Below are 17,939 nucleotides of genomic sequence, written 5' to 3'. Positions count from 1 at the left end.
ATGGTTACTCTATCACTTTAGCGACAACACCAGCACCGACCGTACGGCCACCTTCGCGAATTGCAAATCGCACACCTTCTTCCATCGCCACCGGCGCTATCAATGTGACCACCATCTTGATGTTATCTCCCGGCATCACCATCTCCACACCTTCCGGCAACTGCACCTCTCCCGTCACGTCCGTCGTCCTGAAATAAAACTGGGGTCGGTATCCCTTGAAGAACGGTGTATGACGTCCGCCTTCTTCTTTCGACAACACATACACTTCCGCTTCAAATTTCGTGTGGGGCGTTATACTACCCGGCTTTGCCAGTACTTGTCCACGTTCAACTTCTTCACGCTTCGTCCCACGCAGCAATACTCCCACGTTATCCCCTGCACGGCCTTCATCCAGCAGCTTGCGAAACATCTCTACCCCGGTGCAAGTCGTCTTGATCGTCGGCTTCAGGCCCACAATCTCCAATTCCTCTCCCACTTTCACTATCCCGCGCTCAATTCGGCCCGTTACCACCGTCCCTCGGCCCGAGATCGAAAACACGTCTTCAATCGGCAGCAAAAACGGCTGGTCTATCGGCCTTTCCGGTATCGGTATGTACTCATCCATCACTTCCACCAGCTTGTAGATCGATGGCACACCAATCTCACTCTCGTCACCTTCCAGCGCCTTCAACGCACTGCCTATCACTACCGGCGTCTTGTCACCAGGAAACTGGTATTGGGTCAGCAAATCCCTCACTTCCATCTCTACCAATTCCAGCAATTCCTTATCATCCACCATGTCCGCCTTGTTCAGGTACACCACTATGTATGGCACCCCTACCTGTCTCGCAAGCAAAATGTGCTCACGTGTCTGCGGCATAGGACCGTCCGCCGCCGAAACCACCAGGATCGCTCCGTCCATCTGCGCCGCGCCCGTAATCATGTTCTTCACATAATCCGCGTGGCCAGGACAGTCCACATGCGCGTAATGTCTCTTGTCTGACTGATATTCCACGTGCGATGTCGCAATCGTGATACCTCGCGCCTTCTCTTCCGGCGCATTGTCTATCTGATCGTAGGCGCGCGCTTCACCGCCATACTTCTTCGCCAATATGCTCGTTAATGCCGCTGTCAATGTCGTCTTACCATGGTCAACGTGGCCTATCGTTCCTACGTTAACGTGCGGTTTCGTACGCTCAAATACTTGCTTGCTCATTTCCTCAATCCTCTCTTCAATAAACCTCTAACTCAAATCCCGTGAAGAAAATCCCTTGATGCATGGTGTGCATCAAGGGAAGGCTCTATATGTATTATTTTTTACTTTTATCAATAATCTGTTCAGCAATATTGGCTGGTACTTCACTATATTTAGCGAATTCCATTGAGTATGTCGCACGCCCCTGCGTCATTGAGCGCAAGTCGGTCGCATAGCCAAACATTTCTGAAAGCGGCACTTCAGCGTGAATCAGTTTGCCTGATGGAGAATCATCAATGCCCTGTAATATACCGCGACGTCTGTTGAGATCGCCCATGACATCACCCATGAAATCTTCAGGGGTCACAGCCTCAACCTTCATAACAGGTTCCAGAATAACTGGTCTGGCACGCTTGGCAGCATCCTTGAATGCCATGGATCCGGCAATCTTGAATGCCATTTCGTTTGAGTCAACTTCATGGAACGATCCATCAAATAAAGTGACTTTGACATCGACAACAGGATAGCCCGCAATCACACCATTTTGCATCTGTTCCTGTATTCCCTTATCAACCGCAGGAATAAATTCACGAGGAATCACACCGCCGACAATGGCATTTTCAAACTCATAACCCTTGCCCGCTTCCAATGGTTCAAGCTTGATCCATACATGGCCGTATTGTCCTTTACCGCCAGACTGACGGACATATTTACCTTCCTGCTCCACCGCACCGCGTATGGTTTCGCGGTAAGCTACCTGGGGCTTGCCCACATTCGCTTCCACCCCAAACTCACGCTTCATGCGGTCAACAATGATTTCAAGATGCAGCTCACCCATACCTTCGATAATGGTTTGACCTGATTCTTCATCTGTATGCACACGGAAGGATGGATCTTCCTGGGCAAGCTTGCCCAGTGCAATACCCATTTTTTCCTGGTCAGCCTTTGTCTTGGGTTCGACGGCAACGGCAATAACCGGATCAGGAAAGACCATTTTTTCCAGAATGATCACTTTGTTTTGATCGGTCAGAGTATCGCCTGTGGTAACTTTCTTAAGACCAACCGCAGCAGCGATATCCCCTGCGCGCACTTCCTTGATTTCGGTACGATCGTTGGCGTGCATTTGCAACAAACGGCCAATACGCTCTTCCCTGTCTTTAATCGGATTGTACACCGTGTCACCCGAGCTCAAGACGCCTGAATAAACACGGAAATAGGTTAGCGTGCCCACATAAGGGTCGGTAGCAATCTTGAAAGCCAGCGCCGAGAACGGCTCATTATCGGAAGGATGACGTTCGGCCGGTGTTTCAGCAGCGTCATTGAGATGACCTTTAACAGCCGGGACATCCACAGGAGACGGCAAATAATCGATGACCGCATCCAGCATGGCTTGTACACCCTTGTTTTTGAACGCGGAGCCGCAGAGCATCAACACGATTTCATTGCGCAGCACGCGCGCACGCAGCCCCTTCTTGACTTCTTCCATGGTAAGCTCGCCGGTTTCGAGGTATTTATGCATGAGTTCCTCAGATCCTTCAGCAGCAGCTTCCACCAGAATTTCATGATATTTCTTGCACTCATCCAGCATGGCGGGCGCAATGTCACGCTCTTCAAAGGTCACACCCTGGTTTTTATCATCCCAGTAGATGGCTTTCATTTTAACGAGATCGACCACACCCTCGAATTTTTCTTCAGCGCCGATTGGCAATTGCAATGGAACCGGATTTGCACTTAACTTGGTGCGGACTTGTTCCACCACGCGCAGAAAGTTCGCGCCGGTACGGTCCATTTTGTTGACAAAACCCAGTCTTGGGACGCCGTAACGTGTCGCCTGACGCCATACGGTTTCGGTTTGAGGCTCTACGCCGCCCACTGCGCAGAACACGGCGCAAGCACCGTCCAGAACGCGCAGAGAGCGTTCAACTTCAATCGTGAAGTCCACATGCCCCGGAGTGTCAATAATGTTAATGCGATGCTGGGGAAACTGCTTTGCCATCCCATACCAGTAGCATGTGGTAGCAGCCGAGGTAATAGTAATGCCGCGTTCCTGTTCCTGCTCCATCCAGTCCATGGTCGCCGTACCTTCATGGACTTCACCCAGCTTGTGAGAAACGCCGGTGTAGAAAAGGATACGCTCGGTTGTTGTTGTCTTGCCAGCGTCAATATGGGCCATAATGCCTATATTTCGGTACCGCTCAATTGGTGTTACTCGCGCCACGGATCACCTCTACCTTACCAACGATAATGTGCAAACGCTTGGTTTGCTTTAGCCATACGATGGACATCATCACGTGTTTTGACGGATGCGCCACGGCCCAAATAGGCTTCATATAACTCTGCCGCCAACCGGAGAGCCATTGTTTTTTCAGAACGGGACTTGGCAGCATTGACCACCCACCGCATAGCCAGCGCAATACCCCGGTCAGATGCAACTTCAACCGGCACTTGATAGGTAGCACCGCCCACACGCCGTGATTTTACTTCTACTGTAGGAGCAACATTGCCTAACGCCTTACGCAGGGTTTCCATCACTTCTTCATGCGTATGCCCGTGGCTTTTGCCTTTCGCCGCAGACCCGCCAGATTTGCCGCCTTTTCCACCTTTTCCGCTATCATCGTCACCCTTGTCTTTTTCCTTCTTCAGACGGTCAGTCAGCATTTCCAGGGCGTTGTAGACGATTTTTTCAGCGATTGACTTCTTGCCAGCACGCATGACGACATTGATGAATTTCGCGACATCCTCACTACCATAAAGAGGATCTGGTAAAACCTCACGCTTGATTGCAGCTTTTCTTCTTGGCATTGCTCATTCCCACCATTATTTATTGCTTAGGTCTTTTCGCACCGTACTTAGAGCGGCCCTGACGTCGACCATCGACACCCGCCGTATCCAAGCTACCGCGAACTATGTGATAGCGAACACCTGGTAAGTCCTTGACACGACCGCCACGGATCAAAACAACAGAGTGTTCTTGTAAATTATGTCCTTCACCGCCGATATAGGCTGTGACTTCATAACCATTCGTTAAACGAACACGCGCAACCTTACGTAAAGCCGAGTTCGGTTTCTTCGGGGTCGTCGTATAAACGCGCGTACAAACACCGCGTTTTTGTGGGCACTGACCCAATGCAGGCACTTTAGACTTGAATTCCTTTGGCGCCCTACCACTTCTTACTAACTGATTAATCGTTGGCATTGACTATTCTCTCTCTCCAACCGTTAAAATTCATTCCAAATCAATGGCTTAACTTCATAAAGCAAAATCGCGCTGATTCTCCTGCCCGTGAGTCGGCCTGTTTCCAGGCTCTGCTCAAACACACAGGAGAGGCGCGATTCTAAAAAAGCATAACCTTTGATGTCAAGGACTTATTGGTTATTATTTTACTTTTTCAGTACGCTGGACTGCCTGATCATGGCCGTGGACACCTACCCGACGATCCAGATGATAAGCCAATCCCGTTCCCGCCGGTATTAAACGCCCGACAATCACGTTTTCCTTCAACCCTCTTAACTCATCCAATTTTCCACTGACTGCAGCCTCGGTCAAGACGCGTGTTGTCTCCTGGAATGACGCAGCGGAGATAAACGATTCAGTAGACAGCGATGCTTTCGTGATGCCTAAAAGCATGGGTTCAAGACGCGCAGGAATCTTGCCTTCTTTCTTGAGACGCTGATTATCTTCCCGCGCCTGGCTGAATTCAACCTGCTCACCCTTGATAAAGCTTGCATCGCCGGGATCTGCGATAATGACCTTGCGCAACATCTGACGGATGATCACTTCGATGTGTTTATCGTTGATTCTCACGCCCTGCAAACGATACACGTCTTGAATCTCGTTGACCAGATAATTCGCCAGTGCATTCACACCCAGCAGGCGTAAAACATCATGCGGATTCAATGCACCTTCCACCAGTGTTTCACCACGCTCCACATGTTCGCCTTCAAACACATTGATATGACGCCATTTTGGAATCAGTTCCTCATGCACATCCCCGTTATTGGCGGTAATCATGAGACGGCGCTTGCCCTTGGTCTCCTTCCCAAAACTGACCACACCGGAAATTTCAGCCAGGATCGCCGAATCCTTGGGCCTGCGCGCCTCGAACAAGTCGGCAACCCGCGGCAGACCGCCGGTGATATCGCGTGTTTTTGATGTTTCCTGAGGAATACGCGCCAAGACGTCGCCCACTTTCACCTTCGCGCCGTCTTCGAAATTGATAATCGCGTCTGCAGGCAGAAAATATTGTGCAACCAGATGAGTTCCCGCCAGGAACAAATCTTCGCCCTTTTCATCCACCAGCTTGATCATGGGCTTGAGTTCCTTGCCGCTGGAACCACGCTGTTTTTGATCAGTCACGACAATACTGGTCAAACCAGTCAGTTCATCGGTTTGGCGATTCATGGTGACACTGTCAATCAGATCAACAAACTTGATGAATCCTGCCACTTCCGTGATAACCGGATGGCTATGCGGATCCCAGTTTGCGACTATCTGGCCCGCTTCCGCCTTGGATCCATCCTTGACATTCAATTCTGCGCCATATGGGAGCTTGTAACGCTCACGTTCACGTCCGTGATCATCCAGCACTGCCAGCGTACCAGACCGGGATACGACGATAAACTTGCCGCCCTGACGTTCTATCAGCTTGACGTTGTGCAGTTTGACCTTGCCAGGGAACTTGACCTGGACATTGTTCACGGCAGTGGTTCTCGATGCGGCACCGCCGATATGGAAGGTTCTCATGGTCAGCTGTGTACCTGGCTCACCGATTGACTGGGCAGCAATGACACCTACTGCTTCACCAATATTCACACGATGGCCACGCGCCAGATCGCGGCCATAACAGGCCGAACAAATGCCAAAGCGTGATTCACACGCAATGGGAGTGCGCACAAACACCTGATCGATGGTGACGTCTTCCAGTTTCTTGATCCATTTTTCATCCAGCAGTGTACCTTGCGGAATAATGACTTCGTTGGATTTAGGATCGAAAATATCTTGTACGGTAACACGTCCCAGCACGCGCTCATGCAGCGGTTCCACCACGTCACCACCTTCAATGAGAGGCGTCACGATAATACCTTGCGTTGTTCCACAGTCATCTTCCGTGATCACGATATCCTGGGCAACATCCACCAGACGGCGGGTCAGATAACCCGAGTTCGCGGTCTTTAACGCGGTATCGGCAAGACCTTTGCGCGCACCGTGGGTTGATATAAAGTATTGCAACACATTCAAGCCTTCACGGAAATTCGCCGTAATAGGCGTTTCGATAATAGTACCGTCCGGCTTGGTCATCAGACCACGCATACCGGCCAGCTGACGAATCTGGGCAGCGGAACCTCGCGCACCCGAATCGGCCATCATATAGATGGAATTAAATGATTCCTGCTTGACCTTGTTGCCTTCCTTGTCTTTGACAGCCTCTGCGGAAAGCTCTTCCATCATAGCTTGCGCGACCAAGTCATTCGTGCGCGACCATATGTCGACAACCTTGTTATACCGCTCGCCTTGCGTCACAAGACCGGAGGCGAACTGCGCCTGGATTTTACGTACTTCATCTTCCGCCTGGTCGATGATGTCAGACTTTTTCTTGGGCACCACCAGATCATTCACGCCTATAGACAAACCAGACCGGGTAGCATAATGAAAACCGGTATACATCAGGTGGTCCGCAAAAATGACTGTTGATTTCAATCCGACTTGACGATAGGAAGCATCGATCAAGCTGGAAATAGTCTTCTTGTTCATGGTGCAATTGACCAGATCGAATGAAAGCCCCTTGGGCAGCAGTTCGGACAATATCGCGCGGCCGACCGTGGTTTCAACAAACCGGATTTTTTCAACAAATTCACCCGTTCTTTCATCCCGCGGAAATTCTTTTACCCTGGCGCGAACCCTGGCATGCAAATCCACAATTCCATTTTCATAGGCACGGTGGACTTCTTCCACATCGGCAAAAATCATCCCTTCACCGCGCGCGTTCACTCGTGTACGAGTCAGGTAATACAAGCCCAATACCACGTCCTGGGTAGGCACTATGATGGGTTCACCGTTGGCTGGTGACAATACGTTGTTAGTTGACATCATCAGCGAACGGGCTTCCAGCTGTGATTCCAGCGATAAGGGAACGTGTACGGCCATTTGGTCGCCGTCAAAGTCCGCGTTATAAGCAGTACACACCAGCGGATGCAGCTGAATCGCCTTGCCTTCAATCAGGACGGGCTCGAATGCCTGTATGCCCAAACGGTGCAGGGTTGGCGCGCGGTTAAGCATGACTGGATGTTCGCGAATCACTTCTTCCAGTACGTCCCAGACTTCGGGTTCTTCGCGCTCTACCATCTTTTTGGCAGCCTTGATGGTCGATGCAGAGCCCAGCATTTGCAAGCGGCTGTATATAAAGGGTTTAAACAATTCAAGGGCCATTTTCTTTGGCAGGCCGCATTGATGCAAGCGCAGGGTCGGGCCCACGACAATGACAGAACGGCCTGAGTAATCGACACGCTTACCCAAAAGGTTTTGACGGAAGCGGCCTTGCTTGCCTTTGATCATATCAGCAAGCGATTTCAGCGGCCGTTTGTTGGAGCCGGTAATCGCGCGTCCACGCCGTCCGTTATCCAGCAGCGCATCCACTGATTCCTGCAGCATGCGCTTTTCATTGCGCACAATAATATCCGGCGCATTCAAGTCCAGCAGACGTTTCAGACGGTTGTTACGGTTAATCACGCGGCGATAGAGGTCGTTAAGATCCGATGTCGCAAAACGTCCCCCATCCAGTGGAACGAGCGGACGCAAGTCTGGCGGCAGCACCGGCAACACGGTCAGCACCATCCATTCCGGTTTATTCCCGGAAGACAAGAAGGCTTCCATTAATTTCAGACGCTTGGACATTTTCTTCAGCTTGGCTTCTGAAGTGGTTTTCGCGAGCTCATCGTGAATACGCGGAACTTCCGTCTCAAGATTGATGCCTTTCAGCAAGGTCTGAATAGCATCCGCACCCATGCGGGCTTCAAATTCATCGCCATATTCTTCAATGGCATCGTAATAAGCCTCTTCAGACAGCAGTTGTCCTTTTTCCAGCTGTGTCATGCCGGGGTCAATGACCACATAAGCTTCAAAGTACAGCACGCGTTCAAGATCCCGCAATGTCATATCCAGCATCAAGCCTATGCGTGACGGCAGAGAGCGCAGGAACCAGATATGCGCCACCGGGCTTGCCAATTCGATATGCCCCATGCGTTCGCGGCGCACGCGGGAAAGCGTGACTTCAACACCGCATTTTTCACAAACGACTCCACGATGCTTCAAACGCTTGTACTTGCCGCACAGGCATTCATAATCCTTGATGGGACCAAATATTTTGGCACAAAAAAGCCCGTCTCTTTCCGGCTTGAAAGTACGATAATTAATGGTTTCCGGTTTTTTCACTTCACCAAAAGACCAAGAGCGGATCATATCGGGCGAAGCGAGTCCAATACGGATTAGATCAAACTCTTGTGGCTGACTTTGCTGCTTAACCAGATTCAGTAAATCTTTCAAAGTGAATCCCCCCAATAAAAAAATTCTTTATGCGTATTCCCCTCTCTTTGCGGGAGAGGGGATATTCTCATCCTTATCGCTGCGGATGAGCAAACAAGGCCATCAATCAAATTCGATGTTGATCGCCAATGAACGGATTTCCTTAATGAGCACGTTGAAGGCTTCCGGCATGTTGGACTCCATATAGTGCTCGCTGTCCACGATGTTTTTATACATCTTGGTGCGTCCGGTCACGTCGTCTGATTTAACTGTCAACATTTCCTGCAGGGTATAGGCAGCGCCATAGGCTTCCAGCGCCCATACTTCCATTTCACCAAACCGCTGGCCGCCGAACTGGGCCTTACCGCCCAAAGGCTGCTGGGTTACCAGACTGTAGGATCCGGTCGAACGTGCGTGCATCTTGTCGTCTACCAGATGGTTCAGCTTCATCATGTACATGTAACCCACTGTCACAGGACGGTCAAAGGCGACGCCAGTACGGCCGTCATGCAATATGGCCTGGCCTGTTTCAGGAAGACCGGCAAGCTGAAGCATGGTCTTGATTTCTTCTTCGGACGCTCCGTCAAACACAGGCGTTCCGAACGGCACACCTGCGCGCAAGTTGTTCGCGAGGGTCAAGACTTCATCATCATTCAGACTGGTCAGACTTTCCTTTGTCTTTCCAACGCTGTAAATCTGGTTCAGGAAATGGCGGAGATTACGCACTGACTGCTGCGCATCCAGCATCTGGCTGACTTTGCGTCCCAATTCTTTTGACGCCCATCCCAGATGGGTTTCCAGCACCTGCCCAACGTTCATACGTGAAGGTACGCCTAACGGGTTCAACACGATATCAACCGGAGTACCGTCCGCCAGGTACGGCATATCTTCCACCGGCACAATCATGGATATCACGCCTTTGTTACCGTGACGGCCAGCCATCTTGTCGCCAGGTTGTACGCGGCGTTTGACAGCGAGATAGACTTTGACAATCTTTAGTACGCCTGGAGCCAAATCGTCACTCTGAGTGATTTTTTGACGTTTTGCTTCATAAGCCTTTTCAAAATCGAGCCTGATTTTTTTGATCTGTTTGGCTGCTGATTCCAGCTGTTTACTGGCTGCGGTATCTTTCAAGTGGATTTCAAACCATTTTTCACGCGCCAGTTCACCAAGGTAAGCCTTGGTAATCTTGGAACCCTTCTTCAGCTTATTAGGACCGCCTTCAGCCGTACGGTTGAGCAGCAATTTTTCAACACGTGAAAACACATCATTTTCCTTGATACGCATTTCATCGCTTAAATCCTGCTTGGCTTTTGCCAGTTCATTCTTTTCAATTTCTTGTACGCGGGAATCTTTTTTGACTCCTTCACGCGTGAACACCTGGACATCAATCACCGTTCCTTCCATGCCAGTCGGAACACGCAGCGAGGTATCTTTCACATCTGATGCTTTTTCGCCAAAGATAGCGCGCAGCAGTTTTTCTTCTGGTGTGAGCTGGGTTTCACCTTTTGGTGTCACCTTACCTACCAGAATATCTCCGGAGTTGACTTCCGCGCCTATATAAACGATCCCGCACTCATCCAGCTTGGAAAGAGCGCTTTCGCTGACATTCGGGATATCACCCGTAATTTCTTCGGGCCCCAGCTTGGTGTCACGCGCAACGCAAGTCAATTCCTCAATGTGAATACTGGTAAAGCGGTCTTCCTGAACCACACGCTCAGAAATCAGGATGGAATCTTCAAAGTTGTATCCATTCCAGGGCATGAAGGCCACCAGCAGGTTTTGCCCCAGCGCTAATTCGCCGGTGTCAGTCGACTGGCCGTCAGCCAATACGTCTTGTTTTGCGATCACATCACCTATCGCAACCAGAGGACGCTGGTTGATACAAGTGTCCTGGTTGGTCCGGGTGTATTTTGTCAGACCATAGATATCAACGCCGGTGCTGCCAGGTTCCGCTTCATCTTCATTAACACGCACCACAATACGGGATGCATCCACGTAATCAACAATGCCGCCGCGTTTGGCAACTACCGTGACACCTGAGTCTTTAGCAACCAGATGCTCGATGCCAGTGCCAACCAAAGGCTTTTCAGTCTTAAGAGTGGGAACAGCTTGCCGCTGCATGTTTGATCCCATCAAGGCGCGGTTGGCGTCGTCATGTTCCAGAAAGGGGATGAGGGCTGCCGCCACCGAAACGATTTGTTTGGGCGATACATCCATGAACTGTACGCGGTCAGGCGTAGAAAATGTAAATTCATTGCGATGCCTAACCGGAACAAGCGTATCGGTCAAACGGCGTTTGTCGTCAACAGACGCATTAGCCTGAGCAATGACATAGTCGCCTTCTTCAATCGCTGAAAGATAAACCACCTCATCTGTCACCTTATTATTCACTACCTTGCGATAAGGCGTTTCCAGGAAGCCATATTCATTCGTACGCGCATAGACAGCAAGAGAGTTGATCAATCCGATATTCGGACCTTCCGGTGTTTCAATAGGACAAACACGGCCGTAATGGGTAGGATGAACGTCACGCACTTCAAAGCCGGCGCGTTCACGCGACAAGCCGCCAGGCCCTAAAGCGGAAACACGGCGTTTATGTGTAATTTCCGACAAGGGGTTATTCTGATCCATAAATTGAGAAAGCTGGCTGGAACCAAAAAACTCCTTGATCGCGGCTGAGATCGGTTTCGCATTGATAATGTCCTGAGGCATGACAGCTTCAATATCCGGCAGACTCAAGCGCTCCTTGACAGCGCGTTCTACACGCACCAGGCCTATGCGGAACTGGTTTTCCGTCATTTCACCCACGCAGCGGACACGACGGTTACCAAGGTGATCGATATCATCCACCACATCTTCACCGTTACGTATGCGAATCAATGTTTTTAACACATCGATAATATCGTCTTTGGACAGTACGCCTGGTCCGGTAATCTCGCTTCTGCCAACGCGACGGTTTAGCTTCATACGGCCGACATCGGACAAATCATAGCGTTCAGGAGTAAAGAACAGGTTTTTAAACAAGGCATCTGCCGCTTCCTTGGTCGGCGGTTCGCCCGGACGCATCATGCGATAAATTTCAACCAGAGCTTCCTGTGCATTTGTTGTTGAATCGACGCGCAAAGTATCTGAAATATAAGGTCCGCGATCGATATCATTGATATACAGGGTTTCAATACGCTTGACACCAGATCCTGCCAGCTGCTTTAACATATCACCGGTGACGATATCATTGGCATTGCCTATCACTTCGCCTGTTTCAGGATTAATGACTGTCTTGGCCAGTACCTTTCCCAAGAGATAATCGGATGGAACTTCAAGATGTTTGATGCCTGCCTTTTCAAGCTGTCCAATATGACGCGCTGTAATGCGGCGCCCCTTCTCTATGATGACCTTGCCGGCTTTTTTGACTTCAAAGGAAGCAATTTCACCGCGCAGCCGTTCAGAAACAAGGTGCAGAACAAACTTCCCGTTTTCAATATCATAGACATTGTTTTCGAAGAAGGTGGCCAGAATTTCTTCAACAGACATGCCCAGGGCGCGCAGCAAAATCGTGACCGGGAGTTTGCGGCGGCGGTCTATACGCGCATGTATGCTGTCTTTCGGGTCGAATTCAAAATCCAACCAGGACCCACGGTAAGGAATAACACGCGCAGAAAACAAAAGTTTGCCGGATGAATGTGTCTTGCCCTTGTCATGTTCAAAAAAGACGCCTGGTGAGCGGTGCAACTGGGAAACCACTACACGCTCAGTGCCATTGATAACAAATGTCCCGTGTTCTGTCATGAGCGGGACTTCACCCATGTAGACTTCCTGTTCCTTTACATCCTTGACGACTTGCGTACCAGCTTCAGCTTCGCGGTCATAATGGACCAGACGCAGCTTAACACGCAATGGCGCGGCATAAGTCAAACCGCGCATTTTACATTCTTTTACATCAAAAATAGGTTCACCCAGCCTGTAACTCACATATTCTAAAGCTGCGTATCCTGATAAACTGCTGATAGGAAAGACTGACGAAAACACGCCATGCAAGCCGCTAGAGCCGAGTTTGTCTGATTCGCCGTTAGCTTCTAGAAACTTGCGGTATGAATCCATCTGGATCGCAAGCAATGAAGGCACTTCAATAGCACTTAGAAGTTTGCCGAAATTTTTACGAATCCGCTTTTTCTCAGTATATGAGTAGGTTGAACCCATGTGTGATACCTCTGTGTCTGCGTGATCAACTACAAAGCGAAATAAAGGAAAAGCCGGCGACTAGCCTAATCACCGGCCATAACAAAGTTAACAACAAAACAAGAACTTAACAGGAGGCTTACTTAATCTCAACTGTTGCTCCCGCTTCTGTTAATTTTTTCTTGATGTCTTCAGCTGCAGCTTTGGCAATTCCTTCCTTCACAGCCCTTGGCGCACCCTCAACGAGATCTTTAGCTTCTTTCAAGCCCAGGCCGGTGATTTCACGTACGACCTTGATTACATTGATTTTGTTATCGCCAGCTTTAGCCAAGATAACGTTAAATTCAGTCTTTTCTTCAACAGCTGCAGCAGCAGGACCTGCGGCTGGAGCAGCCACAGCCACAGCGGCTGCGGAAACACCGAATTTGTCTTCCATCGATTTGATTAACTCAACGACATCCATAACGCTCATTTGTGATATAGCTTCAAGAATATCTTCTTTGCTTACTGCCATCTCTAAACACTCCAACTTTAAGTATAGTTACAAATTTTAAAAAGTTATGCAGCTGCCTGTTTCGCGTCGCGAATAGCTGCGATAGTTCGAACCAGTTTCGCATGAGGTTCTGCCATGGTGCGTACCAGTTTGGTGATTGGCGCTTTCATGACTGACATCAGTTGAGCAATGGCTTCTTCACGTGTAGGCAGATTTGCAAGAGTATGCAAGCCTTCAGGCGGCAACAACTGGTTTTCTACAGCCAGTGCCTTGACCTTAAGCTTTTCATTTTCTTTGACAAAATTTCTGATAACACGCGCAGCCGCACCTGGATCTTCTTTTGAAAAAGCCAGTACTAACGGCCCAACCAATTCCTGTTGCATACAAGCAAACTGGGTTCCTTCCAGCGCTCTTCTAGCCAGCGTATTACGCACAACACGCATATACACACCTGCTTCGCGCGCGGACTTTCTGAGTTGTGTCAATTGAGCAACAGTCAATCCGCTATATTCCGCAGCAACTAGCGATACAGCTTGTTTTGCAACATCGGCAACCTCACTAACAATGGCCTTTTTATCGTCTATCTTTAATACCACTTACTACCTCCACGTCGGATCATTGCCATTTCCAGTTACACCTTATGCCTACATCTGGCAGTAGCGCTTCAGACCATGCTCTGCACATAAACGCAGGACATCGACTATTGCGTCTGCCGCCAGTCCGGCAACAGGCTCCTTTAAACAGCAATGCCAGTTACTGGCATCACCGTCTGCGTAGGTTGACCTGTTAGTCAATTATGCCTGCCTCGAGTAATCCCCTAAGCAGGACACCTACGGTCTCTGACGGGCATTGGCATAAGCAAAGCCACGTCAAACCTTACCCTGATCCACATGCGGCGTGAGAATGCATCATCTGCCGCCTCCAGGGTCAACGCACTGTCATCTCAGACAGTTACATCAAATCATAGTCAACTACAGTCCCAAGCCTGAGATATCCAGTGACAATCCCGGGCCCATGGTGGTTGACAGTGTAATCTTTTTAAAATAATTACCTTTGGATGTGCTGGGCTTAGCCTTTTTAAGAGCCGCTAGCACAGCATCAAGATTCTCAGCAAGATCTGCTGGGTTGAAGTCAATTTTACCAATCGTACAGTGTACCACACCCGCTTTATCGGTACGATATCGAACCTGACCCATTTTAGCGTTTTTAACAGCATTAGCAATATCCGCTGTCACTGTTCCGTCTTTGGGGTTTGGCATCAAGCCGCGTGGACCCAGGATTTGGCCCAGCTGCCCCACCACCCGCATGGCATCCGGTGTCGCAAGCAACACATCAAACTCAATCTTGCCGCCCTTGATTTGTTCAGCCACATCTTCAAGGCCTACCAGATCAGCACCTGCCTTTTTGGCGGCGTCTGCATGAGCCGATGAAGTAATCACAGCGATGCGAATAGTACGGCCTGTACCCTTGGGCAGTAGAACGGCACCTCTGACAGCTTGATCGGATTTCCGTGGATCCACACCCAGGTTAACTGATAAATCAACGCTTTCCCTAAACTTGGTCTTTGGTAACTTTTGAAATAATTCAAAGGCTTCCTGTGGGCTATACAGCTTGCCAGGAACCAGCAATTCACGAATTGAACGCGCGCGTTTTGTTAACTTTGGCATCTTATACACCCTCCGAATCAATACCCATACTGCGAGCACTACCTGCTATGGAGCGAACTGCCGCATCCAGATCAGCAGCAGTCAAATCAGCCATCTTGATCTTGGCGATTTCTTCCAGCTGCTTGCGGGTAAGTTTGCCAACCTTATTGGTATTGGGGGTGCTGCTGCCTTTTTGTATCTTAGCAGCCTCTTTAATTAAATAGGTTGCTGGAGGCGTTTTGGTAACAAAGGTAAAACTTCTGTCTTCATACACTGTAATGACGACAGGCAATGGTTTGCCTTGCTTATCAGGTGTTTGCGTCTGTGCGTTGAACGCCTTGCAAAACTCCATAATATTCACACCCTGCTGACCCAGAGCCGGACCTACCGGCGGACTAGGGTTCGCTGCGCCGCCTGTAATTTGCAGCTTGATAAAGGCTTTTATCTTCTTCTTTGATCTTGGAGCTGACATAACATTACCTCATTTATTTGGGTACAAACGCCTTTCGGCTCCCCTTTAACACAAAACACTGACAAAAAAACCCATACACACCTGCTTAGACAGGCATGAATGCATAGAACATTACCCTTTTTCGACTTGATCAAACTGTAACTCGACTGGAGTAGAGCGGCCAAAAATCATGACGGCTACCCGCAACCTGCTCTTCTCATAATTGACTTCTTCCACCACACCATTAAAGTCGGCAAAAGGCCCATCGATGACACGGACAACTTCACCCACCTCAAACAAGACTTTTGGCTTCGGTTTCTCGCTGCTGTCTTGCATGCGCTGCAAAATGGTTTCAGCTTCTTTTGGACTGATAGGAGCCGGCTTATCACTTGTACCGCCAATAAAACCCAATACTTTTGGTATGGACCTGACAAGATGCCAGGTTTGCTCATCCATCACCATTTCGACCAGCACGTAGCCAGGAAAAAATTTGCGCTCACTCTTGCGCTTTTGGCCGCCTCGCAACTCAACCACTTCTTCGGTTGGAACCAGGATTTCACCAAACTTCTCTTCAACGCCATCCAGACGTATACGCTCACGCAAAGCTTGCATGACGTATTTTTCGAACCCGGAATAGGCGTGCACAACATACCAGCGCTTCTTTGGCATTGTCTGATCTGTTGCCATATTTTAAATTCCCCTCATCACTCAAATACTTAGCTTCTTTGCCCGGTCAACCAGCCAATCAACCAAACCAGTACGCCATCCATGCCCCACAATAAAAGCGCCAAAATAACGACCATTGCAGCCACAACCAATGTTGTCTGCATGGTTTCTTCACGAGTTGGCCAGACTACTTTTCTCAGCTCTGCTCGTGAATCACGAAAAAAATCAACCACCCACCTGCCTTTTTGCGTTCTGGATGCGACAAAACCGGAAACCGCCAGTACACCCACCCACGCGAGCATGCGTAAAGGCATAGAAACTTCGCTATAATAATGATTACCAATCAATCCGGCAAGCAATAAAGCAAGAGCAACCAACCACTTAAGCCAGTCCAGCCGCGCTTCTCCCTGATTCTCAGCTTTTAACACCATTACATTTGCCTTTGATTTCACGCTACTGCTTCTCTTTAGTTATCCAATTAAATCAGGCCAGGAGGGTCTCGAACCCCCAACCTGCGGTTTTGGAGACCGCCGCTCTGCCAATTGAGCTACTGGCCTAATGTTAACGCCGTTACTGAATCACTTTAGCGACAACACCAGCACCGACCGTACGGCCACCTTCGCGAATTGCAAATCGCACACCTTCTTCCATCGCCACCGGCGCTATCAATGTGACCACCATCTTGATGTTATCTCCCGGCATCACCATCTCCACACCTTCCGGCAACTGTACCTCTCCCGTCACGTCCGTCGTCCTGAAATAAAACTGGGGTCGGTATCCCTTGAAGAACGGTGTATGACGTCCGCCTTCTTCTTTCGACAACACATACACTTCCGCTTCAAATTTCGTGTGGGGCGTTATACTACCCGGCTTTGCCAGTACTTGTCCACGTTCAACTTCTTCACGCTTCGTCCCACGCAGCAATACTCCCACGTTATCCCCTGCACGGCCTTCATCCAGCAGCTTGCGAAACATCTCTACCCCGGTGCAAGTCGTCTTGATCGTCGGCTTCAGGCCCACAATCTCCAATTCCTCTCCCACTTTCACTATCCCGCGCTCAATTCGGCCCGTTACCACCGTCCCTCGGCCCGAGATCGAAAACACGTCTTCAATCGGCAGCAAAAACGGCTGGTCTATCGGCCTTTCCGGTATCGGTATGTACTCATCCATCACTTCCACCAGCTTGTAGATCGATGGCACACCAATCTCACTCTCGTCACCTTCCAGCGCCTTCAACGCACTGCCTATCACTACCGGCGTCTTGTCACCAGGAAACTGGTATTGGGTCAGCAAATCCCTCACTTCCATCTCTACCAATTCCAGCAATTCCTTATCATCCACCATGTCCGCCTTGTTCAGGTACACCACTATGTATGGCACCCCTACCTGTCTCGCAAGCAAAATGTGCTCACGTGTCTGCGGCATAGGACCGTCCGCCGCCGAAACCACCAGGATCGCTCCGTCCATCTGCGCCGCGCCCGTAATCATGTTCTTCACATAATCCGCGTGGCCAGGACAGTCCACATGCGCGTAATGTCTCTTGTCTGACTGATATTCCACGTGCGATGTCGCAATCGTGATACCTCGCGCCTTCTCTTCCGGCGCATTGTCTATCTGATCGTAGGCGCGCGCTTCACCGCCATACTTCTTCGCCAATATGCTCGTTAATGCCGCTGTCAATGTCGTCTTACCATGGTCAACGTGGCCTATCGTTCCTACGTTAACGTGCGGTTTCGTACGCTCAAATACTTGCTTGCTCATCGTGTACGCTCCTCTTTAAATAAGTAAAGCCACATTTCATGTTAGAAATC

Annotated in this window: 13 protein-coding genes and 1 tRNA gene; all 14 read right to left on the bottom strand. The window is 49.7% G+C overall.

Annotated elements, in window-relative coordinates:
* Nucleotides 1-4: 4 nt before the first annotated feature.
* Complete coding sequence (gene tuf, locus AQULUS_RS02230; RefSeq protein ID WP_148338201.1) at nt 5-1,195, bottom strand: elongation factor Tu; 1,191 nt, start codon at nt 1,193-1,195, stop codon at nt 5-7.
* Nucleotides 1,196-1,289: 94 nt separating this feature from the next.
* Nucleotides 1,290-3,392 carry an elongation factor G gene (gene fusA / locus AQULUS_RS02225; RefSeq protein WP_148338199.1) on the bottom strand — a complete coding sequence of 701 codons (2,103 nt, stop codon included), beginning with the start codon at nt 3,390-3,392 and terminating at the stop codon, nt 1,290-1,292.
* 14 nt (nt 3,393-3,406) lie between these two features.
* The gene (gene rpsG / locus AQULUS_RS02220) at nt 3,407-3,976 is read right to left on the bottom strand and encodes a 30S ribosomal protein S7 (protein WP_148338197.1); all 570 of its coding nucleotides are present in this window, start codon (nt 3,974-3,976) and stop codon (nt 3,407-3,409) included.
* 19 nt (nt 3,977-3,995) lie between these two features.
* Nucleotides 3,996-4,370, bottom strand: a complete 375-nt coding sequence (gene rpsL / locus AQULUS_RS02215) for a 30S ribosomal protein S12 (protein WP_148338195.1) — start codon at nt 4,368-4,370, stop codon at nt 3,996-3,998.
* Nucleotides 4,371-4,550: 180 nt separating this feature from the next.
* Nucleotides 4,551-8,714 carry a DNA-directed RNA polymerase subunit beta' gene (rpoC, locus tag AQULUS_RS02210; RefSeq protein ID WP_148338193.1) on the bottom strand — a complete coding sequence of 1,388 codons (4,164 nt, stop codon included), beginning with the start codon at nt 8,712-8,714 and terminating at the stop codon, nt 4,551-4,553.
* A 102-nt stretch (nt 8,715-8,816) separates the two neighbouring features.
* Nucleotides 8,817-12,893: a DNA-directed RNA polymerase subunit beta gene (rpoB, locus tag AQULUS_RS02205; protein WP_148338191.1), complete on the bottom strand. Its 4,077-nt coding sequence runs from the start codon at nt 12,891-12,893 to the stop codon at nt 8,817-8,819.
* A gap of 118 nt (nt 12,894-13,011) precedes the next feature.
* The gene (gene rplL, locus AQULUS_RS02200) at nt 13,012-13,386 is read right to left on the bottom strand and encodes a 50S ribosomal protein L7/L12 (protein ID WP_148338189.1); all 375 of its coding nucleotides are present in this window, start codon (nt 13,384-13,386) and stop codon (nt 13,012-13,014) included.
* A gap of 44 nt (nt 13,387-13,430) precedes the next feature.
* Nucleotides 13,431-13,961, bottom strand: coding sequence for a 50S ribosomal protein L10 (gene rplJ, locus AQULUS_RS02195; RefSeq protein ID WP_148338187.1), 531 nt, complete (start codon nt 13,959-13,961; stop codon nt 13,431-13,433).
* Nucleotides 13,962-14,336: 375 nt separating this feature from the next.
* Entirely contained in the window at nt 14,337-15,032 is a 696-nt protein-coding gene (rplA, locus tag AQULUS_RS02190) for a 50S ribosomal protein L1 (RefSeq protein ID WP_148338185.1), read from the bottom strand.
* A 1-nt stretch (nt 15,033) separates the two neighbouring features.
* Nucleotides 15,034-15,483, bottom strand: coding sequence for a 50S ribosomal protein L11 (gene rplK, locus AQULUS_RS02185; RefSeq protein WP_148338182.1), 450 nt, complete (start codon nt 15,481-15,483; stop codon nt 15,034-15,036).
* Nucleotides 15,484-15,594: 111 nt separating this feature from the next.
* Nucleotides 15,595-16,149 carry a transcription termination/antitermination protein NusG gene (gene nusG, locus AQULUS_RS02180; protein WP_456298080.1) on the bottom strand — a complete coding sequence of 185 codons (555 nt, stop codon included), beginning with the start codon at nt 16,147-16,149 and terminating at the stop codon, nt 15,595-15,597.
* A 29-nt stretch (nt 16,150-16,178) separates the two neighbouring features.
* Complete coding sequence (gene secE / locus AQULUS_RS02175; RefSeq protein WP_408608920.1) at nt 16,179-16,580, bottom strand: preprotein translocase subunit SecE; 402 nt, start codon at nt 16,578-16,580, stop codon at nt 16,179-16,181.
* A 32-nt stretch (nt 16,581-16,612) separates the two neighbouring features.
* Nucleotides 16,613-16,685, bottom strand: a tRNA-Trp gene (locus AQULUS_RS02170).
* A gap of 13 nt (nt 16,686-16,698) precedes the next feature.
* Nucleotides 16,699-17,889, bottom strand: a complete 1,191-nt coding sequence (gene tuf, locus AQULUS_RS02165) for an elongation factor Tu (RefSeq protein ID WP_148338180.1) — start codon at nt 17,887-17,889, stop codon at nt 16,699-16,701.
* Nucleotides 17,890-17,939 lie beyond the last annotated feature (50 nt).

Source organism: Aquicella siphonis, from assembly GCF_902459485.1.
Classification (GTDB): domain Bacteria; phylum Pseudomonadota; class Gammaproteobacteria; order DSM-16500; family DSM-16500; genus Aquicella; species Aquicella siphonis.
Note: the sequence above shows the minus strand (reverse complement) of the source record. Positions and strands in the feature narration are given on the sequence as shown.

What these genes read in the sequence shown, in the direction of transcription:
- rpoB (WP_148338191.1), bottom strand. Translation starts at nt 12,893, where the DNA reads ATGGGTTCAACCTACTCATATACTGAGAAAAAGCGGATTCGTAAAAAT.
- rplA (WP_148338185.1), bottom strand. Translation starts at nt 15,032, where the DNA reads ATGCCAAAGTTAACAAAACGCGCGCGTTCAATTCGTGAATTGCTGGTT.
- tuf (WP_148338180.1), bottom strand. Translation starts at nt 17,889, where the DNA reads ATGAGCAAGCAAGTATTTGAGCGTACGAAACCGCACGTTAACGTAGGA.
- nusG (WP_456298080.1), bottom strand. Translation starts at nt 16,149, where the DNA reads ATGGCAACAGATCAGACAATGCCAAAGAAGCGCTGGTATGTTGTGCAC.
- rplK (WP_148338182.1), bottom strand. Translation starts at nt 15,483, where the DNA reads ATGTCAGCTCCAAGATCAAAGAAGAAGATAAAAGCCTTTATCAAGCTG.
- tuf (WP_148338201.1), bottom strand. Translation starts at nt 1,195, where the DNA reads ATGAGCAAGCAAGTATTTGAGCGTACGAAACCGCACGTTAACGTAGGA.
- rplL (WP_148338189.1), bottom strand. Translation starts at nt 13,386, where the DNA reads ATGGCAGTAAGCAAAGAAGATATTCTTGAAGCTATATCACAAATGAGC.
- rpsG (WP_148338197.1), bottom strand. Translation starts at nt 3,976, where the DNA reads ATGCCAAGAAGAAAAGCTGCAATCAAGCGTGAGGTTTTACCAGATCCT.
- rpsL (WP_148338195.1), bottom strand. Translation starts at nt 4,370, where the DNA reads ATGCCAACGATTAATCAGTTAGTAAGAAGTGGTAGGGCGCCAAAGGAA.